Source organism: Ensifer sp. (genome assembly GCF_035999185.1).
GTDB lineage: Bacteria > Pseudomonadota > Alphaproteobacteria > Rhizobiales > Rhizobiaceae > Ensifer.
The window spans coordinates 1-21,690 of record NZ_DASYHB010000177.1 but is presented as its reverse complement, the minus strand read 5'-3'; the positions used below and the strand labels follow the sequence as shown (position 1 = coordinate 21,690).

The 21,690-nt window shown below is 61.6% G+C and carries 17 protein-coding genes; 8 read left to right on the top strand and 9 right to left on the bottom strand.

Features of this window, described 5'->3' with window-relative positions; translation table 11 throughout:
- Window positions 1-15: 15 nt before the first annotated feature.
- A complete protein-coding gene (gene dksA, locus VGO04_RS24110) occupies window positions 16-435 on the bottom strand; it encodes an RNA polymerase-binding protein DksA (RefSeq protein ID WP_043614592.1) in 420 nt (139 codons plus the stop codon).
- A gap of 409 nt (window positions 436-844) precedes the next feature.
- Between dksA and VGO04_RS24105 the strand changes: the two genes are divergently transcribed.
- The 3 genes from VGO04_RS24105 to VGO04_RS24095 all read left to right on the top strand — a co-directional run bounded on the left by VGO04_RS24105 (window position 845) and on the right by VGO04_RS24095 (window position 4,082).
- Complete coding sequence (locus VGO04_RS24105; RefSeq protein ID WP_327498491.1) at window positions 845-1,354, top strand: histidine phosphatase family protein; 510 nt, start codon at window positions 845-847, stop codon at window positions 1,352-1,354.
- A gap of 146 nt (window positions 1,355-1,500) precedes the next feature.
- Window positions 1,501-2,997: a YcjX family protein gene (locus VGO04_RS24100; RefSeq protein WP_327498490.1), complete on the top strand. Its 1,497-nt coding sequence runs from the start codon at window positions 1,501-1,503 to the stop codon at window positions 2,995-2,997.
- Entirely contained in the window at window positions 2,994-4,082 is a 1,089-nt protein-coding gene (locus VGO04_RS24095) for a TIGR01620 family protein (RefSeq protein ID WP_327498489.1), read from the top strand. The genes VGO04_RS24100 and VGO04_RS24095 overlap by 4 nt, the downstream gene beginning before the upstream one ends.
- Before the next feature lie 82 nt (window positions 4,083-4,164).
- Here VGO04_RS24095 and VGO04_RS24090 read toward each other — a convergent pair whose 3' ends face one another.
- Window positions 4,165-4,956: a molybdopterin-binding protein gene (locus VGO04_RS24090; protein WP_327498488.1), complete on the bottom strand. Its 792-nt coding sequence runs from the start codon at window positions 4,954-4,956 to the stop codon at window positions 4,165-4,167.
- The gene (locus tag VGO04_RS24085) at window positions 4,953-5,816 is read right to left on the bottom strand and encodes a cytochrome b/b6 domain-containing protein (protein ID WP_327498487.1); all 864 of its coding nucleotides are present in this window, start codon (window positions 5,814-5,816) and stop codon (window positions 4,953-4,955) included. The genes VGO04_RS24090 and VGO04_RS24085 overlap by 4 nt, the downstream gene beginning before the upstream one ends.
- A gap of 236 nt (window positions 5,817-6,052) precedes the next feature.
- Here VGO04_RS24085 and VGO04_RS24080 point away from each other — a divergent pair, with 236 nt between their 5' ends.
- Window positions 6,053-6,604: a hypothetical protein gene (locus tag VGO04_RS24080; protein ID WP_327498486.1), complete on the top strand. Its 552-nt coding sequence runs from the start codon at window positions 6,053-6,055 to the stop codon at window positions 6,602-6,604.
- A gap of 85 nt (window positions 6,605-6,689) precedes the next feature.
- Here the strand turns inward: VGO04_RS24080 and folK are convergent, their stop codons facing one another.
- The 3 genes from folK to folP all read right to left on the bottom strand — a co-directional run bounded on the left by folK (window position 6,690) and on the right by folP (window position 8,551).
- A complete protein-coding gene (folK, locus tag VGO04_RS24075; RefSeq protein ID WP_327498485.1) occupies window positions 6,690-7,214 on the bottom strand; it encodes a 2-amino-4-hydroxy-6-hydroxymethyldihydropteridine diphosphokinase in 525 nt (174 codons plus the stop codon).
- Window positions 7,204-7,572: a dihydroneopterin aldolase gene (gene folB / locus VGO04_RS24070; RefSeq protein ID WP_034794609.1), complete on the bottom strand. Its 369-nt coding sequence runs from the start codon at window positions 7,570-7,572 to the stop codon at window positions 7,204-7,206. Before folB ends, folK begins: the two co-directional genes overlap by 11 nt.
- A gap of 127 nt (window positions 7,573-7,699) precedes the next feature.
- Window positions 7,700-8,551, bottom strand: a complete 852-nt coding sequence (folP, locus tag VGO04_RS24065) for a dihydropteroate synthase (RefSeq protein WP_327498484.1) — start codon at window positions 8,549-8,551, stop codon at window positions 7,700-7,702.
- Window positions 8,552-8,658: 107 nt separating this feature from the next.
- On the opposite strand from folP, the gene VGO04_RS24060 reads away from it, so the two are divergent.
- Window positions 8,659-9,288, top strand: a complete 630-nt coding sequence (locus VGO04_RS24060) for a DUF922 domain-containing Zn-dependent protease (protein WP_327498483.1) — start codon at window positions 8,659-8,661, stop codon at window positions 9,286-9,288.
- A gap of 539 nt (window positions 9,289-9,827) precedes the next feature.
- Here VGO04_RS24060 and VGO04_RS24055 read toward each other — a convergent pair.
- Together VGO04_RS24055 and VGO04_RS24050 are read right to left on the bottom strand one after the other, a co-directional pair.
- Window positions 9,828-10,148, bottom strand: coding sequence for a 2Fe-2S iron-sulfur cluster-binding protein (locus tag VGO04_RS24055; protein WP_327498482.1), 321 nt, complete (start codon window positions 10,146-10,148; stop codon window positions 9,828-9,830).
- A gap of 250 nt (window positions 10,149-10,398) precedes the next feature.
- On the bottom strand, window positions 10,399-10,767 hold the full coding sequence (locus VGO04_RS24050) for an Hpt domain-containing protein (protein ID WP_327498481.1): 369 nt from the start codon (window positions 10,765-10,767) through the stop codon (window positions 10,399-10,401).
- A gap of 539 nt (window positions 10,768-11,306) precedes the next feature.
- On the opposite strand from VGO04_RS24050, the gene VGO04_RS24045 reads away from it, so the two are divergent.
- From VGO04_RS24045 to VGO04_RS24035, 3 genes are all read left to right on the top strand, one after another.
- A complete protein-coding gene (locus tag VGO04_RS24045) occupies window positions 11,307-17,984 on the top strand; it encodes a kinesin (RefSeq protein ID WP_327498480.1) in 6,678 nt (2,225 codons plus the stop codon).
- A gap of 345 nt (window positions 17,985-18,329) precedes the next feature.
- Window positions 18,330-18,680 (top strand): hypothetical protein, encoded by a 351-nt coding sequence (locus tag VGO04_RS24040; RefSeq protein ID WP_327498479.1) that lies wholly within the window; start codon window positions 18,330-18,332, stop codon window positions 18,678-18,680.
- 8 nt (window positions 18,681-18,688) lie between these two features.
- Complete coding sequence (locus VGO04_RS24035; protein WP_327498478.1) at window positions 18,689-20,740, top strand: hypothetical protein; 2,052 nt, start codon at window positions 18,689-18,691, stop codon at window positions 20,738-20,740.
- Between the two features lie 85 nt (window positions 20,741-20,825).
- Here the strand turns inward: VGO04_RS24035 and VGO04_RS24030 are convergent.
- Window positions 20,826-21,690: cytochrome c1 (locus VGO04_RS24030; protein ID WP_327498477.1), on the bottom strand; the 865-nt coding region annotated here is incomplete at its 5' end.

Below are 21,690 nucleotides of genomic sequence, written 5' to 3'. Positions count from 1 at the left end.
AGATATCGGAATATCTTATTCGTCCCGGTAGACCTTCTCCCGCCGTTCGTGACGCTCCTGCGCCTCGATCGAGAGAGTGGCAATCGGGCGAGCATCCAGCCGTTTCAGGCCGATCGGCTCGCCGGTTTCCTCGCAGTAACCGTAGGTGCCCTCGTCGAGCCGCTGCAGCGCTGCATCGATCTTTGAGATCAACTTGCGCTGACGGTCTCGGGCCCTAAGCTCGATTGCCCGGTCTGTTTCGGATGAAGCCCTGTCTGCAAGATCCGGATGATTGGCGCTCTCCTCTGCCAAGTGATCCAGTGTCTCGCGTGCCTCGCGAAGGATGTCGTTTTTCCAAGCGTTCAACTTGGCCCGGAAATACGCCCGGTGGTTGGCATTCATGAATTCTTCGTCCTCGGAAAGGACGAAGGTACTAAGATCGATCTTCTCACTCAACGCGATTCTCCTGAAGAACATCTCATTGCGGCGGTGTATAGACCTATGGAAGCCGTGATTCAAGCCTCGGAACAGACACTCAACCGTATTTTAATATTGCTCGCGTTTCAGGCTAACTGACGAATATTTCATCAAAATTACAGATCACGTCTTGATCCTCAGCATGTGAGTACCGCACTCCTCCCCACTACGTCAGCAAATAAGCAATAATGCGTTTGCGCCATGTAATCGTCTGAATGCGACCGCGGCAAAGGGCAGCAGTCCGGAATCCCGGGAAAAAAGCGCCCCATAGCTTGATCTTTGCGATGCGGGCGGGAAAAAGTGAACATCTGTCGGGTGATACAGACGTCTGTTCGCCGCGACGACATCAGTGCCTGTCGCAGCGACAGGTCGTTACCGGAACCGCCCGATGCAAGACAGCGCCACCAAGGTCCTCCGCCTCTTTCTTCTGCGGCATGCGCGTTCTGGTTGGGCGTTGCCCGGACAACGCGATTTTGACCGGTCTCTGGATGAAACCGGCTTCATCGAAGCCGAGCAACTTGCGCAGATGGCCGCCGACCGTGGCATCCGCCCGGAGCGCATCGTGTGTTCGACGGCCGCGCGTTGTCGCGAAACCGCCGAGCCGTTCTTTCGCACCGTCAGCGAAGATCTCGATATTCGCTACATCGACGAACTCTACTCCGGGCCGACGAGCGTCTACTTCGATCTCATCGACGCACACCGGCATCTGAACTCGCTGATGCTTGTCGGACACAATCCGATGATCGAACAATTGCTCTATCGGCTGATTGGTGACGATGCAGCCCGCGAGGCGTTGCCTGACGGCTACCCGCCGGCCGGGCTCGCCATCGTGGACCTGCCCGCCTCCGATCCGTCGGCATCGGGCACATTGGTATCATTGCTGCTGCCAAACCCGTAACGCCCGCCGAGAAGAAATGCCGGCGTGCGTTGCGGCGCAGGAAATAGTGCCTATATCGCGGGTGGCGCAGTGAACGGCAGAGCCATTCTGCAAGCCGCGCACACGAGTTTGACCGCGGGAAACATGCCCGCAAGAAAGAGCGAGAATTGGCGCCCAACCTGACCAGCCTCAAAGACGATGCCCTGATAGCGCTCGACAACTTGACGGATCGAGCCTCGGGCCTCGTCAATCCCTCCATTCGGCTCGGCGTGACGGGTCTGTCACGCGCCGGCAAGACGGTCTTCATCTCGTCGCTCGTCCATAACCTTCTCAACGGCGGGCGGCTGCCCGTGTTCGAGCCTGTGCGTTCGGGCCGTGTCTCAAAGGTCCGGCTAGAGCCGCAGCCGGATGACGCGGTTCCGCGGTTCCAGTACGAAGACCACATCGCCGCGCTGGTGCGAGATCGGATCTGGCCTGATTCCACGCGCGCGATTTCGCAATTGCGCATCACGCTGGATTTTGAAAGCGCCAGCGGCTGGAACCGCCTGTTCTCGCCGGGTCGCCTCTCGCTCGACATCGTCGACTATCCCGGCGAATGGCTGCTCGACCTGCCCCTTCTCGCGCAAGATTTCCGTCAGTTCAGCGACAATGCCGTGGCGCGCGCCCGGGCTTCCGCACGCGCGCCCCTTTCGGCGGAATGGCTGACGCTCGCCGCCTCCGCCGGGCCAACGGCGATTGCCGACGAGGCGAGTGCGCGACGGCTTGCCGAGAGCTTCACCGGCTACCTGAAGGCGTGCAAGGCGGACGAGCGCTCACCCTCGACACTGCCGCCCGGCCGTTTCCTGATGCCGGGCGATCTCGAAGGTTCGCCTGCGCTCACCTTCTCGCCGCTTCCCGACCTTCCGGATGGCCGTGCGCCGAAGGGCACGCTCTGGGCCATGATGGAGCGACGCTACGAGGCCTATAAGAAGCACGTCGTCAGCCCCTTCTTCCGCGAGCATTTCGCCCGCCTCGATCGCCAGATCGTGCTGATCGACGCACTCCAGGCGATCAACAATGGGCCGGAGGCGCTCCTTGATCTCGAACAGGCGCTGGCCGACGTACTGGCGTGTTTTCGTGCCGGGACCAACAGCTGGCTGTCGTCTTTCCTCACGCGCCGGATCGACAAGGTGCTGATTGCCGCAACCAAGGCGGACCACCTGCATCACGAAAGCCACGACCGGCTGGAGCGTATCGCCGCGCGGCTTGTCGAACGCGCTGCGACAAGCATTGGCGTCAGCGGCGCCGGTCTCGAAGTCATGGCGCTCGCCTCGGTCCGGGCGACCCGCGAGGCGACCGTCAATCACGACGGCCATGCGCTGCCTGTGATCGTCGGCACGCCGATTGCGGGCGAAAAGATCAATGGCGAGATCTTCGACGGCGAAAAGAAAACCGCAATATTTCCCGGTGACTTGCCGGAGGATCCTGAAGTTCTTTTCAAGGCGATCGAGGCGCAGACTGGTGCCACAACGTTCGATGGCGCCGTTCGCCCTCTGCCCGAATTGAGCTTTGTTCGCTTTCGCCCGCCACATCTGGAGGAGACCGGTGGCGGCCTCAAGCTTTCGGTGCCGCATATCCGGCTTGATCGGGCGATGCAATTTCTGTTCGGAGACCGGCTGGCATGAGCGACGACAGCAACGGCCGCAGCCGCCGTCCCGGCGCCTTCTCGGTAAAGGACGACAACGCGGATCAACCGCCTGTCGCCCAGCCGCGCGTGCCGCGTACACCCGCGAGCTTCGACGGCAACGTGGTGATGACGCCGGACGCGGACGATCCGTTTCGCGAGACGACCCTGGCGGTCGAGAGCGTCGTTCTGCCCGAGGCAAGGCCGCGCAAGCGTCGGCTGTCGTTCGGCAAGGTGGCGGTCGGTGCGCTTGGCATCATCCTGTCGCTTGCCGCCGGCCTCTGGGTTGACCGCCTGCTGCGCGACCTCTTTACCCGTGCCGACTGGCTTGGCTATACGGCGCTTGCGGTCGTTGCGATTGGCGTCCTCGCGCTCCTGATCGTCGTTGCCCGCGAGCTCTCGGGCATGATGCAGCTGACGGCCATCCAGAAGCTGAAAACCGAAACGGAGACGGCGGCCGCATCCGCAAACAGCAAGCTGGCACGGGCGGCGCAGACGAAACTCGTGCACCTGCTGGCCGCCAACCCGCGAACCGCCCGCGGCCGAACGCGGCTGAAGGAAAGCGATGGCGAGATCATCGATGGTCCGCACCTGATCGAACTCACCGAGCGCGAGTTGCTGAGCCCGCTGGACCGCGAAGCGCGCCGCCTCATTCTGGCTGCATCCAAGCGTGTTTCGATCGTGACCGCCGTCAGCCCGCGCGCCCTCGTCGACCTCGGCTACGTGCTCTATGAAAGCGCGCGCCTGATCCGCGCCATGGCCGAGCTTTATGGTGGTCGCCCCGGCACGCTCGGCCTGTTGCGGCTGATGCGCGACGTCATCGCCCATCTTGCCGTCACCGGCTCGATTGCTGCCGGCGACAGCCTGATCCAGCAGGTTCTGGGCCACGGTCTTGCCTCCAAGCTCTCGGCGCGTCTTGGCGAAGGTGTCATCAACGGCCTGATGACCGCGCGCATCGGCATCGCCGCTATGGATCTCTGCCGCCCCATGCCGTTCCGGGCCCTGAAACGCCCCGGTATCGGGGACTTCCTTGCGGATCTTTCGCCCAGTGCCGGACGCGCTATCGGAGAGGCTGTCGAGAAATAGGACTTGCCCGGCGAGCAAGCGAGCAATGCGTGATTTCAAAGAGATAGATCAATTCACTGTTTCCAGGAAACAGTGAGCTGATCTAGAGACCGGCATACCAGTCGTAGCCAAGATCTTCCCAGTAACCGCCGCGCCCAGCGCCGAAGGGCGACAGGTCGGCGACGACTTCAATCGCCCGGATGTATTTCGCCATCTTGTAGCCGAGCTGGCGTTCGATGCGCACCCGCAAAGGCGCACCGTTGGCGACGGGCAGCGGCGTGCCGTTCAACCCATAGGCCAGGATCGTCTGCGGATGGCGGGCGTCGATCATGTCGATCGATTCGTAATAGGCGACAGAACCCGCAAGCCCGAGCGACATGCTGTCGAAGCAGTGAAACACGACATAACGTGCACCGCTCGTCACCCGCGCCTCGTCCAGCACACGCGCCAACGGCACGCCTGTCCATTTGGCGATGCAGCTCCACCCCTCGACGCAGTCGTGCCGGGTGATCTGGGTTCGCGACGGCATGTTGCGCAGCTCATCGAGCGTCAGTTGCAGCGGCCTCTCCACCAGACCCGAGACCGCGAGCCGATATCCGGCAAACGCTGCGTCCTTCAGCGTGAGATAGGCGGGGTCCGTCGGGTCGGTCGAGCCGTTCGGGCGCTGCCCCTGCCGGATCTCGCTCTCCGAAAACTCCGGCGCGAGCTTGTCAGCCGGGATCAACAACCGCTGCATTCGATAAGTCAGTCCATTGGCAGAGGCGAGCAGACCGCGCACCGGATGGCTGGCTGCGAGCAAGCCATCGAGCGCATCGCAGCCGGCAAGCGGCACGGTCGATACGGCGGCGCCGGCCACACCCAGGAAGCGCCTGCGGTTGAGGAGCAGTCGGGTCATCGCGCGGGTCCTCCTTTGTGGGGATCGTCGATGCGATAACGACCGGTGATCATCGACCGCATCTCGTTGATCGGCCCGGCGGCAAATACCATGAACAGGTGCACTGCAAAGAACGCGAGCAGCAGCAACATCACGGTGAAATGGATCGTGCGGGCCGTCTGACGGCCGCCAAAGAGCTCGAGGAGCCATGGCCAGGCGGCATTCATGCCCGGCGACATCGTCAGGCCCGTCAGGATCATCAGCGGGAAAAACAGCAGAAGAACAGCAGCATAGGCGAGTTTCTGCAGACAGTTGTAGCGCCCATCATGCCCGAAGCGAAACCGCAGATGGTCGATGACGGTCTGCGGCAATGCGCGGAAATCGGTCCGGCCCGGAACGATGTCGCGCCCCAAATGCCCGTTGAAGAGGCTCGCCAGGAGCCAGAGCACATAGGCCGTCGCAAAGAGCCAGGCGAAGAAGAAATGCACGACCCTGCCCGTTGCGAGGTCGTGATAGGACGGCACCGTCAGCCAGGCGGGAAAGGCGCTATAACTGCGGTGCTCCTGCGGGCCGCTGACGCCCAGGACGCCCGTGGTGTCGAAACGACGTCCCAACACTGTCGTCTCGCCTTTGATGCTGCCATCCGCATCGCGAATCGGCTGGATCGACAAGACGCTGTTGTCGAAATCGAATCCGGACTGCTGGCCGATGTAGAGCGCCGGATGCGCGTTGAAAATCTGCAGGCCGCTCAAGAGCAGGAAGAACAGCGCCGCCGCCCACATCCAATGGGTGAGCCGCGTGGCAAGCCGGTGCCGGCGGATCGTGAGATCCGCGCGGAGCTCCGACTCGATTGCGTGGGCTTCGTTTCCTTTGGTCGTCATGGGAAATCTCCCTTTTCCCGTGAATATACGTAGGGCGGAGCGCTCGAGTTTCCCGCCCGCACGACGGTCTCGCTTTAAGCCGCCAAGCCACGTTTCACGCACGGCAAATACCCTGTGGGCAATCGCCGTTCCGGTCACAAAGAAGCCTCGATGTACGCCTCCCGGAAACCGTCCATTAACCATTTGCGCGCAAATGTGGCTTTCAGTTTCGGACGTTGACCCATCAAGGATCGTTTATGTTCTCGCGCCCTTCTTTGATCGCTCGCGGCGCTGCCGCCTTTGCGCTTGCAGCTGCCGTCGGCGTTGCGACACCGGCCTTTTCCGGCGGCAAGGACAAGGCTTTCTTCGAGAAAGTCTCTGGCCAATGGAAGGGCCCGGGCGAGATCGTCGCTGGCAAGTACAAGGGCACCAAATTCACCTGTGACCTCTCGGGCGAGCCGGTCGCCGGTAACGATACCGGCATCAAGCTCGACGGTTTCTGCCGCGTCGGCGTGTTCAAGCAGCCGATGTCGGCGCTGATCACCCAGAAGGGCAACACCTACACCGGCAAGTTCCTCGACGGCGCCGAAGGCAAAGGCCTGGACATCGTTTCCGGCAACGTTGCCAAGGACAAAGTGGTCGTCGGCATCAACCGCAAGAAGCTGAACGGCGCGATGATCGCACGCCTTCAGGACGACCAGACGATGAACATCACCATCTCGGTCAAGGTCGACGATACGATGGTGCCGGTGATCGGCGTCAGCCTCAACCGTCAGATCGATACGATTGCCGTCGGTTCGATCAAGTAGCCATCACAGCATTCTCCAAGACAACAAAGCCCCGGCATCGACCGGGGCTTTGTTGTTTCGGGCGCTGCACAATTTCAGAGCTTGCTCAGTCTTGTGCACGCCACCAGTTGCTGTCGCCTTCGGCAATCTCGATGCCGGCGACATCTGCCTCTTTCAGCCACGCGCCGACCGTACGGCCGTGGACCGGCATGTCGGCGGCAAAGTCGGCGAGCGGCATCAGCACGAACCCTCGCTCCGTCATCCGCGGATGCGGCAATTCCAGCCGATCGCCACCCTGCGCTACCCCCTCGAAGGTAAGCACGTCGATATCGAGCGTGCGCGGCCCCCAGCGCTCGTCGCGCACGCGCTTCATCGAGCGTTCGATATCGAGACAGGCGTCGAGCAAGGCCTCCGGCACAAGCGTCGTTTCGACGCTGGCGCAGGCGTTATAGAACCAGGCCTGGTCCGTCTTGCCCCAGGGCGGTGTGCGGTAGAGCCGCGACACGGCCTCTACGGCGCAATCGGCGCGGGCATCCAGCTGGCGAAGCGCTTCGGCCATCGCGCGCCTGGGATCGCCCAGATTGCCGCCAAGCCCCAGCGTCGCGCGCCGCCAGATCATCTCAGACGACATGCTCGACCGTCACTTCGACATAATCGAGCACGCCTGGAACCGGCGCGTTCGGCTTGCGGATCGATACCTTCGCGCGCTTGATCTGCGGGAAGCGCACACAGAGCGTCTTGGCCACTTCCAGCGCCAGCGCCTCGATCAGGTAGCGACGGCGCCCGGTGACGATGCGCTCAATCTCCTGGAAGGCGATGCCGTAATGCACCGTGTCTTCGATCGAATCGTCGACCAGCGCAGTTCCCTGCTCGACTTCAAGCTCGGCGTCGACGAAGAAACGCTGCCCGAGAAGTTCCTCTTCGTCGAAAACGCCGTGACGCGCGAAGAAGGCGCAGTTCTTGAGGGTGATGATATAGGTCGCGCTCATGCTTCTCCGTCCCATCTACTGTCTTTGGATCACGACGGTCATGGGGCCGAGCCGTTCCACAATCCTGAGCGTGATGATGTCTTATAGGTTCAGGCGGGATGCGGGCGGAAACCGCACGCATCATTTCTCATCCCGCTTTGGCGTTCAGCATAGCATCCGCGATCGCCAGTGCATCCTTGCTGTTTGCGACATTGTGTACGCGGAAAATCGAGGCGCCGGCGACACGCAGCAGTGCCGAGGTCGCAGCCGTCGCCACATCGCGGTCGGTTGCCTCGCGACCGCTCACCGCGCCGACAAACCTTTTGCGCGACGTGCCGATCAGGAACGGCAGTTCAAACCGGTGCAATTCCTGAAAGCGCGCCATGAGTTCGAGGTTCTCGTCCGTATCCTTGGCAAAGCCGAAGCCGGGATCGAGCACGATGCGATCCCGTGCCACGCCGGCCTCCGCCGCAATCTCGAGCGATCTCTCAAGGAAAACGAACTGGTCTTCTATGACATCGGCGCGCTTCTCGCGGTCGCGTCCCGTGTGCATGATGCAAAGCCCCGCTCCAGTCTCGGCCGCAACCTTCGCGATATCCGGCTCGCGCTGAAGACCGTGCACGTCGTTGACGATATGGGCGCCGGCTTCGACCGCCAACCGGGCCGTTGAGGCCCTGTAGGTATCCGCCGAGATGAGCGCGTCGGTTTCACGCGCGAGTGCGGAGATAACGGGAAGGATCCGCGCCTGTTCTTCGTCAGCACTGACGGGCGCTGCATCGGGCCGCGTCGATTCCCCGCCGATATCGAGGATCAGCGCGCCCTCCGTCAGACAGCGGATGCCTTGGGCGACTGCGGCTGTCGCATCGATGAAACGACCGCCGTCGGAAAAAGAATCCGGGGTAACATTGACGATCGCCATCAAAACGCCACGCGGTCCAAGTTCGAGGCTGCGCCCATGCGCCAGCTTCCAGCTAAATTTGTGAAATGGATTGTAAGTCATTTTCCCTCACCATCCGCACGCGGCCGGGAGCCTTCGTTTTGCTGTTGCGCCGGCGCTGGCTATGCCCCAAGCTTGACTGAAGTTCAACTGAAGAGAACCACGCATTGATGTCCCGAGTACGCGTCCCGTTCAAAGCCGCCCTTCTTGCTCTCCTGGTCGCCGCCCCGATCGGTACGGCCTCGGGCGAAACCGTGGTCAACAAGAGCTTCTCCTATTTCACGATCGGCGGTCGGACAGCTGAAGAGCTCGACAAGGCACTCTCGGCGAGCGGGCCGATGATGAAGTCGACCGGCGCGCGCCACCCGGGCGCAACCCGCATCAAATTTGGCGGCTCCATCACCTATGTCAGCCGCGGCGGACGCTGCGCCGTCGGTTCGGCGCGCGTGACGCTCAGCACGCGCATTATCCTGCCCAAGTGGAAGTATCGCCGCCAGGCGGGTCGCGACCTCGCCCTTGTCTGGGATACGCTTTCAAGCGACATCAAGCGCCATGAGGAGCGCCATGCGGAAATCGCACGCAACCATGCGCGCCGGATGGAAAAGATGTTCCTTGCCCTGAAGCCCCAGGCTGATTGCGAAGAGATGCAGGCAAGTGTGGCGCGCGCCAGCGTGACTGCCATTGAAGCCCACGACAAGGATCAGGCGAGGTTCGACCGCACCGAAGCCGCAAACTTCGACAAGCGCATGATCCGGCTGCTGCAATATCGGCTTGAGACGCTGAAGAAGGCGCAACAGTAGGTAGCAGCGCCCGCCCCCGAAGAAGATCGTGACTATAGTCGGCTCCGCGGCGATTTCGGCGGCCAAACCCACAGTATTTTATTGGTGAAATATAACGATGGCTGCCGGCCATCGACTCATCTATATTCAAAATATGGAAAGTGGGGCAAGGATGAAGACTAGCCCCCGCCAAATGATAGATTAAGCGCGACGCGGCAGCGGCGCGAGAAGCTTCGAATTTGCGATTACTTTAATTTGCGCGACGTTGTTCAATTGTAAAACAAGAAACCGAGCAACGGAGCCGAAACAGGTTCTCCTGGCGTGTCTTGGTGCAGCAGATGTTCCCTCCCTCATCTGTTTGCGATGCGCCCTCCTCGCCTCGCTCGTCGTACGACCAGCGAGGCACTTTTTTGGCGCACGCATCTGAATGGTGGGAACGCAACGCCGACGCGACCGGCGCGGAGCAATACAGGGCAGAATGTGAAACGGTTTTCCGTCCGCAATTGCGCTGCTTCAAATCTCGATCATGTCGCGGCTTCGAAGAAACAGCGAGAAGTGATCTAGGCTTGACGCTCCGGCACGTGCACGACGAGACCGTCAAGCGCATCGCTCATCTTGATCTGACAGGACAGCCGCGACGTCGGACGCACGTCATAGGCAAAATCGAGCATGTCTTCTTCCATCGCTTCCGGGGCGCCGACGACAGCCGCCCAGGCGTCGTCGACATAGACGTGACAGGTCGCGCAGGCGCAGGCACCGCCGCATTCGGCTTCAATGCCGGGAACCGAATTGCGAACGGCGTTTTCCATAACCGTCGAGCCGTTCTCGACATTCAGTTCATGGCGCGCGCCATCAAAGGCAACGATGTTAAGTTTTGTCATGTCTCTTTCCGGAATGAACGGGTGGGCTGGCCAAGGGCGGGCTCTTGAGAACGAACGCCGCGGGCGCAAATTCAGGGAAAGTTCTTCCAACAAATCGGCCGACCAGTCAACAACGGCCATCACTGCGCGCATCGCGCCGTGCACGAACGTACGGCTGATACGTGCTCAGTGCAGGCGATAGTGACGCCCCGGCACGTCGATGCCGGAGCGTATTTCCGCTTCCCCGTGACGTTACGGGAGAATGGGTTTGTCAGCGGCAGAGCTTCAGGATGAAGAGTTCGGCCTCGAGGACCGCGGTCGAGAGCGTGTCTGAGAGCGACGCTTCAGTTGGATTTTGTTCGATCGCGCCGGCCGCCTGGGCAACGTCGACAGCGCCGACAGCAAGGGCTGCCCCCTTTAGGCGGTGCGCCGCCTGGGCGCGGTGAATGCCCTCGCCTTCGACGATCTCCTTCATTACCTGGCGCGCCTGGCGCGCGAAAAGCTGCAGCACTTCGATTTCGAGCGCCTTGTCACCCATCGTCTGAACGGCAAGGTGAGCAAAGTCGATCGGCTTCCTGCCTGTCGCAGGAGAGTTACCCGGACTATCCGGGGCTTCGAAGGCAATCCTGAGGGCCGCCATGAGCCAAATTCCCTATTGTTTGTTTGATGTTGGCTTGTTTCCTTGGACCGCCTCACATGGGCGATCCACAGCACCCGCACCAGTCAGATATCCATCATCGGCGGGCGCGGGCACCTATTGGCTTAAAAGCGGGCGCAATATAGGCAGGATTCTCAGGAAATGGTTAATGCACGTTAAATTCTTTGATTTCCTTATCTTTTTCACCGTCCGGACCGCTATCGCATTAAGAATTCATTAGGATTCTAATCAAGCCCGAGCGCTCATAATTGTAAGAACCCAGCTAATGTGTCACTACGATACGCTTAGGAACGGGCTCGCGTACGAAAATGGCAACCGTTCCGGTGGATAAGCTCAACGCGTGGTCCCTTTCGGCCACAAATGCGACTATCCGTCGAGGCAATGCAGTGGGTGATCAGTAGGGTATTGCGTAGATCCGATGCGCGTATCTTGCCGTCACCGCCCATGAAGAAGACATCCGGTCCCCTCAGGGGGATAGGCTGCTTCCTTGTGATGGGCAAAAGGTAATGAGGCGTATCCCTATGGCGACGAAAAAGAGCAATGAGTCGATCGACGAAAAGGCTTTCCAGGCTCTGGAAGCGGCCCTGAAGATTGATTTCGACGAGCTTGTATCGAGCCCGAATGACAAGACTTCCTTGGATGATCCGGAGGAAAATGTGTCTCAGCCCACCAATCAGGCGGCAACGCCCGATCAAAATAAAAAAGCAAAGCCTCAGCCGGATCCGTCCCGCGTGGCGCGCGCTGCCGAAGCGGCAAAGGCGCTCGCTCCGGAACCTGCGCCCAAGTCCCCTTCCCTTTCCGCCGCCAACGACGATGGCCGTCGTTCGCCGGCTGCGATGCTGCGCGCGCTTGACGTGCGCTCCAATCGCGCCGCGATCCGCGTTGCCGCTCTGGTGTCGATCATCTGGGCGGTCGCCGGCCTTGGCGTCGCCAATCTTCTTTACGGCCCCCAGATCTGGCAGATCCGCTCGCTGAGCGACCTTGCCGCTACACCGGGCGCCGTCGGGGTTGCGATCGGTATCGTGTTGCCGATCATGCTGTTCTTCTCCTTCGCCATCATGATTGCCCGCGCGCAGGAACTGCGTAACGCCGCACGTTCGATGGCCGAAGTGGCACTCCGCCTTGCCGAGCCGGAAACGGCCGCCGCCGATCGTGTCATGACCGTCGGCCAGGCTGTGCGCCGCGAAGTCTCGGCGATGAACGAAGGCATCGAGCGCACGATCGCCCGTGCCACCGAACTCGAAACGCTCGTTCATTCCGAAGTCAACGCGCTCGAGCGCAGCTACAGCGAAAACGAATTGCGCGTGCGCACCCTGGTCCAGGAACTCGGCCTGGAGCGCGAAGCGATCATCGGTCATTCGGAGCGCATCCGCTCGGCCATTTCAGGCGCTCATGGCAAGTTGAAGGACGATCTGGAACAGGCAAGCGAAGACATCGCGTCCCGCATCGCCATATCAGGTGAGGCCTTCGCCTCGTTGATCGACACGCGCGCAGCCGCCCTCAGCGAAAAGTCCGACACCGCGCTACAGTCGATCGGCTCCATGCTGACGACGCGCACGGACGCCCTGCTCTCCGGCCTGACGGCTGCAGGTCTTGGCCTCAGCACCGAGTTCGACACGCGCCTTGACCAACTGAGCGACACGCTGACGAAGCGCGGCGAGGATCTGCTTAGCCAGTTCGAAACGCGCGCCTCTTCGCTCGACGCCAGCACCGAAAAGCTCAATGCGGCGCTGAACGAGCGTGCCCGCCAGCTCAACGAGACGCTGATCGCCCGGACCCGCGACCTGAACGAAAGCCTCAGCGTCGGTCAGCATGCGATCACCGGCGGCCTCGACAACGTTCTGGCTTCGCTCAACGCCACGCTCGACGAGAAGGGCGCAAGTTTCCGCCAGAGCCTGCGCTCCAGCGCCGACGACGCTATCATGGACCTCGACCTGCGCGGCGGCTTCTTCGAAGAAAAGCTGCAGACGACGGTCGGCCAGCTTGCGACCGCCTTCGACGAGCGTTTCCACGAATTTGCATCCGCCTTCGACAAGCGCGCCAGCCTGCTCGACACCAAGCTCATGGAGAGCCTGCACCGCATCAACGAGACCGTTTCCGGCGGCTCGGAAGCGATCGGCGGCGCGCTCGACAGCAGTATCGAAAAGATCGGCTCGGCTCTCTCTGACCAGTCGTTGACGCTTGCCACCACGCTCGGCGCGACACAGGACTTCATCGAAGAGACGATCGCCAGCCGTACTTCGGAACTCGGCACCATGATTGGCGATGCGCACACCCGCATCGACGCGGTGCTCTCCGAAAAGACCGGCGGCCTCATGGGTGCCCTCACCCAGGCGCAGGACCGCATCGAAAACGGCTTTGGCCAGCGTGCGGACGCCCTTGCCAACGCCCTGACGACAAGCGAGCAGCGCCTCACCGAAGGTCTCGACAGCCGCACCGCCGCCTTCGTCGACGGCCTGCAGGCAGCGCATTCGCGCATCGAGCAGACGCTCAGCGGTTCGACCGACGAAATCACCAGCGCGATCGCGGCGAGCCAGCATCGTCTCGACAACACGCTGTCCGAGCGCACGCTCGCGCTTTCGACGATCCTGTCGATGGGCGCGGACCAGATCGACGTCGCCGTCAGCGGCACGGCTGACCGGCTGGAGCGGGTGCTTTCGGAACGCGGCGAAGCGATCTCCGACGCGCTTACCAACCAGACGACTGCGCTCGACGGCGTGCTTGCCGACCGGGCAGCGGCGATTACCTCGACCATGTCGTCGCGCGCCAATGAAATGGCCAACACGCTGAGCCGCCATGCCGAAGACGTGGCCGACAGCCTGACGTTCCGCGCAACGGCCGTTGCCGAGACCATGACCGACCGTGTCGGCGATATCGAGCAGAAACTGTCGGAGAGCGTCAACACGATCGCCCAGGACCTCGGCGGCCGCGTCAGCCTGATTTCCGACACCCTCACCCAGACCAGCGCCCGCATTGCCGAGGATCTGAGCGGCCGTGTCGGCAAGATCTCCGACACGCTGACGGAGACCAGCGCCCACATCGCCGACGCTCTGACTGCGCGCACCACCGAGGCGACGGCATCGCTTGCCGGCAAGGCGGCTGAGATCGAGCAGACGCTGAGCGGCCGCGCCGAACACCTGCGCGACACGCTGACGTCGACACACGAGCAGATCCGCGCCACGCTGGATGATCGGATCAACGCGATCAACCTCGCCGTCGGCCAGGGCCACGACCAGCTAGAGGGTCTGCTCTCCGAGCAGGCGACCGCGATCGCCACGACCCTTGCCACCAGCGCCGGCATGCTTGAAATGTCGCTGGAAGATCGCCAGTCGGCACTCGCTGGTGTCATCGACCGCAGCGGCGAAGTGCTCGATGCACGCATGCGTGCGACGACCGGCCATATCGCCGAACGCCTGTCCGAGACCGCCAACCAGATCAGCCTCGCGGCCGACAGCCTCACCAACCGCGTGGACATGTCGATCAACGGTCTCAGCGACCGTCTCGACGACACCGGCCTTCGTGTCGAAACGAGCCTTGGTGCGCTTGAAGAGCGCATGCGTGAGAGTGCTGGCAACATCGGTTCGATCGTCGATGAAACCGGGATGCACATCGAAACCCGCGTCGGCGTGCTCGAAGACCGCATCCGTGGCACGGTCGGCAATGTCGGCTCGGTTGTCGACGACACCGGTGCGCGCATTGAAAGCAACCTTGGAGCGCTCGAAAACCGCATCCGCGGCAGCGTCGCCAATGTCGGCTCCGTCGTCGACGATGCGGCCGCCCGCGTCGAAGGTGGCCTGAACGCGCTTGAAGAGCGCATTCGCGGCAGCGTCGCCAATGTCGGCTCCGTCGTCGATGAGGCGGCCGTCCGTGTCGAAGGCGGCCTGGGCGCGCTTGAAGACCGCATTCGCGGCAGCGTCAGCAGCGTCAACTCGATCGTCGGCGACACCGGCACGCGCATCGAAAGCAGCCTCGGCGCCCTGCAGGACCGCATCCGTGGAAGCGTCAGCGACGTCAACTCGCTGGTCGACGACACGGGTCTGCGCCTGGAGGTAAGCCTCAGCTCGCTCGAAGACCGCGTTCGCGACAGCGTCGGCAGCGTCAACGAGATCGTCGATGGCGCCGGCCTCCGGATTGCCGACAGCCTCAGCACCCGCGCTGGGGAAATCGATCGCCTGAGCGACGTGGCGGCAAGCCGCATCTCCAGCGCCATCGAGGCCGGTGCGGAACGCATCACCGAGCGTCTGGGCACCATGGATCGTGCCCTCAACATCGGCCTTGAAAACGTCAACCGCACCATCGAGGGCAAGGCGGCCGTTCTGGTCACAAACCTGCGCGGCGCCGTCAGCGAGGCAACGCAAGGGATCGACGCGGAAGCCGCGCGGATCGAAGTCAAGACCGCCGATCTCGTCAGCAGCCTGCGCACCGCCGTCGGTGAAGCAAGCCTGGACATCGACCAGGAAGCCGCACGGATCGAAGGCAAGACTGCCGATCTCGTCAGCAACCTGCGCAGCGCCGTCGGCGATGTCGCCCAGGAGCTTGATGCCGAGACTGCCCGTATCGAAGGCAGGGCCGCGGGCGTGGTGAACACAATTCGCGGCGCGGTCAGCGACGCTGCGCAGGAAATCGACGCGGAAGCCGCGCGCTCCGCAGGGCTCCTGTCGAGAGCGGGCGAGGATTTCGCCGCAGCACTCGCCGCGCGCCAGGTCGAGTTTGCCAACACGATCGACCAGACGGCGGCGGCAACCGCTGCCCGCCATGCCGAGCTCGCAAACACGATCCAAGAAAAAGCAGCCGCAACCGCGGCGCGTCACGCCGACCTCGCCCGCTCGATTGCCGATGCGGCCGATACGGCAACGGCGCGGCTGGCCGCTACGCACAGCCAGATCGCCAACCACGCCGACACCATTTATCAGGGTCTCGCCAACACCGAGAAGGCCCTGGAGGCGCGTGGCGAAGCGATCCGCAACACGCTCGACGAGCGCACCCGCGAACTCAATTCGATGCTCGCCGGCCGCTCGATGGAGCTCTCGCGCCTGATCGACGAACAGGCCCGTCCGGTCATCGACCAGTACGCAGCAACGGGCCGTGAAGCGGCCGAGCGCATCGCCGCCGTGACCCAGGAAAGCACCGATCGCCTGCGGGCAGAGAACGCCGCCCTGGTCAACGCCATTGCCGAGCGCACGGGCGAGACGCTGAATGCGATCTCGCACCGCGCCGAGGAAACGGCCAAGGCGATGAAGATGGTCGAGAACCGTCTGCAATCGACGGCCATGGGCCTGATCGACCAGCTCGCCAACAACAATGCGGCGATCGCCTCGGTCATCGACCAGGCCAGCAGCAACCTTGGCGACATGGACCAGCGCCTGGAATCGACGATCGCCCGCGTCTCCGATACGACACGCCAGGCGTCCGACATGCTGTCGACTTCGACCCGCCTGATCGAAGGCAAGGTCGACAAGCTGTCCGACATTTCGGCATCGACCCTGTCGCAGATCGGCGGCATCGTCGGCCGCTTCGAGGACCACTCGCGTGTGCTCGGCCAGGCATCCGACCTGCTCGGCGCCGCCCAGTCGAACCTCGTCAGCACGCTCGAAGAACGCCAGGATGCCCTGCGCACCCTTTCGGTCGGTCTCGTGCAGCGCTCGGAAGACATCGAGCGGACCATGCGCGCACTCGAAGGCTTCGTCGATGGTGCCTTCCAGCGCGCCGAGGAACGCTCGGGCCTCGTCGCAGGCAACCTGCGCAGCGGCATCCAGCAGTCCTTCTCGGATGTTGGCCGCCTTTTGACCAGCGCCGAACAGCGCGCAGCGGAAGCCGCAGAATCGATGCGCAACACGCTTGCCCAGGCGGGCGACGCGGCCGGCGCTTCGGTCGAGCAGGTGTTCAGCCGAGCCGAGGAACGCTCGCGCCAGATCGCCGATACCCTGCGCTCAGGCGTCGAAACCTCGTTTGCCGACGTCAACAAGACGCTGTCCTCGGTCGAGGGCCGTGCGCTTGGCGCGTCGGAAGCACTCCGCCAGGCGATTGCCAAGGTCGGCGAAGATGCCGGCGCTTCGATCGAAGGCGCATTTGCCAATGCCGAGGAACGCTCCAAGGAAGTCGCTTCGCGTCTGCGCGGCAGCGTCGCAGCCTCGGTATCGGATATCGAGCGCATGCTCGCCGACAGCGGCAAGAAGTCCGACGGTGTCGCCGGGCAGCTGCGCGACGCCGTGCGCGTGGCGATCGACGAGGCGATCGGCCGCTTCAGCGGTGCAACCGACGAGATCCGTCGTTCGGCTGGCGAGATCCGCAAGGAACTCGACATGACCCGCGAAGAGCTGAAGCGTGGCGCCTTCGACCTGCCGGAAGAAGCCAAGGAAAACGCCGCTGTCATGCGTCGCGCCGTTGGCGAGCAGATCAAGGCGCTGCAGGAACTGTCCGACATCATCGGCAAGTCCTCGACGCAGCTCGAAGTCGCCCAGCCGCTGCGCCAGCAGCCGGCAGCCGCGCCGGTCTCGCGTCCGGTGCAGCAGCAGCCGGCTGTCCAGCAACAGCCAGTGGTTCAGCCGCAGCCCGCGATCCAGCAGCCAGCGCCGCAGCCGGTCGCTCAACAGGTTGTGGCCCAGCAGCCGGTCATCGAGCAGCCGCGCCGCCAGGAGCCGGCCCAGGCGCTTCGTGGCAGCCTCGGCCTCGATCAGGCTACCGTTCGTCAGCCGGCGCCGAGCCAGGCGGTAACGAACGAGGTTGCCGAAGGCGGTGGCTGGATGCGTGACCTGCTGCGTGCGGCCTCGCGCGAAGAGGCACCCTCGCCTGCACCGCAGCGCCCGGCGGAAGCCCAGCCTGCAGCGCGGGCCAGTGACAGCCGCAATCCGCGCCACGTCGTCGAGTCGCTTAACTCGCTGTCGGTCGATATCGCCCGCGCCATCGACCACGATGCCTCGGTCGATCTGTGGCGCCGCTACCAGCGCGGCGAGCGCGACGTCTTTACCCGTCGCCTCTACACGCTGAAGGGCCAGCAGACCTTCGACGAGATCAAGCGCAAGTACGACCGCGAGCCGGAGTTCCGCACCGCCGTCGACCGCTACATCGCCGACTTCGAAAAGCTGCTCGCCGATGTCGCCCGCAACGACCCGGACAAGCGCATCACCCAGACCTACCTGACGTCGGACACCGGCAAGGTCTACACGATGCTCGCCCACGCCGCCGGCCGCTTCAGCTAAGCGTCTGGGATCTGAAACAACGAAAACGGCCCCGTCTTGCGATGGGGCCGTTTTCGTTTGCAGCACTTCTGAGGAAGAGAAACATTCGATCACTTCCGCCTGGCGTTTGGCCGACACCTTGAGCGCGAGCCGGGGAGTTGGCTGCTATTAGCGCATCAGGTTCAAGAGGCAACGCAATGGTCGCCATCATGCAACAACAGGGCGTGAAACAACCTCGAAACACTCAGTGAGACCTATTGGAACGGATAAGCCGGCCAGTTATAGTAGCTAAGTTTCAACGATACTTCTCGTTCTAGTAAGTGCCGCGATTGCTTCTACAATAATAGAATAGATCTTGGGGGCGGTATGGAGCAGCTAAGTGAGCTTGGAAAGGTGGCAGGCGTCGCAGGAGTGGCCCTGGGGATATTTGTTCTCATCGCAAGAAACCTAATCGAATCGAAACTGGCGAATAGAGTGAGCCCGAGGGAGGCACGACGGTTCCTCACGACGATACTCGTTGCCACGTCCATCGTTGCACTCGTGGGTATAGGCAGTTGGGTATTCGTCGCGTTGACGCCGTTCCAAAGCGTCGAAATTGTTGGCGACGACAACACCACAATTCAGAAGCGATACGGATCTCAAGATAACTCTAAATCCGCGCAGGATGCATCGATTCACGGCGATGGAAATCTTACCGAGCAGAATGCCGGAAAGTGAGGTCGAGAGTGTTGCGGCTGGCATGTTTGGCCATACCGACACTGCTCTTCGCATTTCCCTGCGCATCTCAGAACCAGAAAATCCACGTCACCGGTAACAACAACACAATCGTTCAGGTCGTGGTCGAACTCTATCGCGGTGACGAAAACTGGCTCACTGAAAACAGGGCCAGAGTTGAGGCAATCGCCTACGACCTCGGTGTTACCGAAGCGATGGTCTACGATTTCTTACGGACGATAGAAGGCCGTGGCGTACCTCGTGATGAGTGGGCTTCGATTCTGAACAGGAACGCGGAAAATTACCGCACCCTTAGGCAAAAAGCGCAGCGACTTATAGACTTAGATGCAGACCGATCTCGCGTCCTTCAACTTGCTTTGGCTGAAATATCTTCAGCGAGATGGGAAAATGCGGCAGACCTGATTGAACAAGCGGTGAAGGCACTAAGTTCTTCAGAAGGCAACACGCTGCTTAAGTTTTCCGAACTCTACGAGTTGCGCGCGAGAACATTGATTGGTGATCAGAAATCTGTCGAGGGCGCCCAAGCGTTCTATGAAGCTGCTATCTTTGCTGAACCAGAAAGCAAAGCGCATCATGTAAAGTATCTCCTTCAAGCTGCCGAGACCCTGCTCGGAGATTGCCTGAAAGACGGTAGTGAAGACGACGCGAAAGCAGCGTTGCAACTGATCGACAGGCACCTCCTGGAGAAGATTTCGCGCAATCAGGACAGGGATCAATGGGAGAAAATACAACTTCAGAGAGCGCACTCGTTGTACTGCTGGGGTATAGCGTCCAGCGATGTGAAACCCTTGAACGAAGCCAGGCAGACCTACCTTGAGGTCATGGCTAGCGCGGAGGACGCCAAAGACTCGAACTTTATTCGCATTGAATTGGCGGGGGTTCTTTTGGCTATTGCGGGAGAAGCCCACCAGGTTTCAGCCTACCGAGAAGCCGTCGCCGAGTACGATGTTGCCATTGCCAAACTCGATTACCGAAGTAATCGAGAGCAATGGAGCCGAATTCAGAACAATAAAGGAAGGGCTCTACTGGAGCTTGCGGAACTTGAATCGGATTCAACAGCGGCGCAAGAGGCCGCCATGGCATTCTCCGCATCCCTTTCAGCATTGACGCGGGACGAGGATCCATGGGGTTGGGCACTGACTCAGGTCAATCTTGGCCGCGCCATTATCAATTTAGCCGAAGGTGGGGACGCCATAAAATCGATTCGGTCCGGTTTAGATCATTACCGTTTGGCGCTGGCGTCGACGCCAAGGGCGAGGTTCCCGGCCACTTGGGCACGAACAATGCTGCATTTCGCCAACGCTGAAGTGAAGCTAGCGAGATTGAGGAATGATCTGAGCCAGCTTGATAGCGCCTTGCAATATTTGAACGAGGGCGTGGCCGAGGCTACTCTTGATAAGAGGCCTGTGCTCTGGGTGAACTTCCAGCGCAATTTCGCTTACGTACACGAAACGCGAGGCGATATCGAACAGCGCCGTGACGGGTATGACGCCGCCCTCTCCTACCTACGGGCAACTTTGCGGCAACTTTCGCCGAGTGATGACCGGTCTGCTTGGCTCGACGTCGCCTGGAATATTGCGAGAGTTGAGAAAAAGCGCGCAATGCTACTAAACGACACCGCCTATTTTCACCTGACGCTTGAGGCGTACTATCAAACTTTGTTGGTGGTCGATCGAGAAAACATGCCCGCCGTGTGGGCTGACATTCACTATCGAATTGGTGAACTGATATTGCGTATGCCCGCCACGACCCACGGCGCGCAAGATTGGGATTATGCCGTACATCATCTCAACCTCGCGCTCACGCAAGTCAACCGCGGAACGGCGCAATCGGTTTGGGCCGCGACGAACTATAATTTAGGCATAGCGCTGAGCGCAATTGCGGCCCGCGACAAGAGTTTTCCGAAATATGTGGAAGCTGCCCAGGCTTACGCCTCAGCCGCCGAATTCTACAAAGAAGACACAGCAGAGGGAGCGTTCGCTAGAAGTGCAGCGAAAAACCTCGCGTCGAAGGCAATGCAACAAATAATCGGATTCCAGTGAAATTTGATGCATTCGAAAAAGGCCCCGGACGAACCGGGGCCTCTTCATTTGGATCTCGATCCGAACCGGCTGAAGCCGGCGTCGATCAATGTTCCTTGTTGGCGTAGACCGACTTCTTGGTGAGGTAGATGAGGCCGGTGAAGATCAGCAGGAACACCATTACCATGAAGCCGGTGCGCTTGCGTTCTTCGAGGTGCGGCTCAGCAGCCCACATCAGGAATGCGGCGACGTCCTTGGCGTACTGGTCGACCGTCTGCGGCGTACCATCGTCATAAGTGACCTGGTCGTTGGAGATCGGCTGGGCCATCGCCAGAGCGGCAGCGTTCGCGAAGTACGGGTTGTAGTGCGTGCCTTCGGCGACTTCGACGCCCTGCGGCGGCTCCTGATAACCGGTCAGCAGCGCGTGGATGTAATCCGGGCCGCCTTCCTGGTAGGGCCAGAACATGTCGAAGATGAACTGCGGGAAGCCGCGCTCGATACCGCGTGCCTTGGCGATCAGCGAGAAGTCCGGCGGAGCTGCACCGTTGTTCGATGCGGCAGCCGCTTCCTTGTTCGCGTATGGCGACGGGAAGTGATCCGAGGCGACAGCCTTGCGGTTGAACATCTCGCCGTCGGCGTTCGGGCCGTCCTGGACTTCGTAGTTGGCCGCAAAGGCCTTTACCTGGCCTTCCGAGTAGCCCAGGCCTTCCAGCGTGCGGAAGGACACCAGGTTCATCGAGTGGCAGGCCGAACAGACTTCGGCGTAGACCTTCAGGCCGCGCTGAAGCTGGCCCTTGTCGTAGTGACCGAAGGGACCGGCAAAGCTCCAGTCCTGCTGTTCCGGCTTGTGGATCGGATAGTGGGGCGTACCGCCGCCATGCTCCTCGCCGCCCTTGGCCTCTTCGGCAACAGCCGCACCGAGACCGAGACCAGCGACGACAGCGAGTGACAGAATGCCTGTAACAAGCTTT

What these genes read in the sequence shown, in the direction of transcription:
- VGO04_RS24105 (WP_327498491.1), top strand. Translation starts at nt 845, where the DNA reads ATGCAAGACAGCGCCACCAAGGTCCTCCGCCTCTTTCTTCTGCGGCAT.
- VGO04_RS24055 (WP_327498482.1), bottom strand. Translation starts at nt 10,148, where the DNA reads ATGACAAAACTTAACATCGTTGCCTTTGATGGCGCGCGCCATGAACTG.
- VGO04_RS24090 (WP_327498488.1), bottom strand. Translation starts at nt 4,956, where the DNA reads ATGACCCGACTGCTCCTCAACCGCAGGCGCTTCCTGGGTGTGGCCGGC.
- VGO04_RS24050 (WP_327498481.1), bottom strand. Translation starts at nt 10,767, where the DNA reads ATGGCGGCCCTCAGGATTGCCTTCGAAGCCCCGGATAGTCCGGGTAAC.
- folB (WP_034794609.1), bottom strand. Translation starts at nt 7,572, where the DNA reads ATGAGCGCGACCTATATCATCACCCTCAAGAACTGCGCCTTCTTCGCG.
- folK (WP_327498485.1), bottom strand. Translation starts at nt 7,214, where the DNA reads ATGTCGTCTGAGATGATCTGGCGGCGCGCGACGCTGGGGCTTGGCGGC.
- VGO04_RS24080 (WP_327498486.1), top strand. Translation starts at nt 6,053, where the DNA reads ATGTTCTCGCGCCCTTCTTTGATCGCTCGCGGCGCTGCCGCCTTTGCG.
- VGO04_RS24045 (WP_327498480.1), top strand. Translation starts at nt 11,307, where the DNA reads ATGGCGACGAAAAAGAGCAATGAGTCGATCGACGAAAAGGCTTTCCAG.
- VGO04_RS24085 (WP_327498487.1), bottom strand. Translation starts at nt 5,816, where the DNA reads ATGACGACCAAAGGAAACGAAGCCCACGCAATCGAGTCGGAGCTCCGC.
- VGO04_RS24095 (WP_327498489.1), top strand. Translation starts at nt 2,994, where the DNA reads ATGAGCGACGACAGCAACGGCCGCAGCCGCCGTCCCGGCGCCTTCTCG.
- VGO04_RS24040 (WP_327498479.1), top strand. Translation starts at nt 18,330, where the DNA reads ATGGAGCAGCTAAGTGAGCTTGGAAAGGTGGCAGGCGTCGCAGGAGTG.
- VGO04_RS24060 (WP_327498483.1), top strand. Translation starts at nt 8,659, where the DNA reads ATGTCCCGAGTACGCGTCCCGTTCAAAGCCGCCCTTCTTGCTCTCCTG.
- folP (WP_327498484.1), bottom strand. Translation starts at nt 8,551, where the DNA reads ATGACTTACAATCCATTTCACAAATTTAGCTGGAAGCTGGCGCATGGG.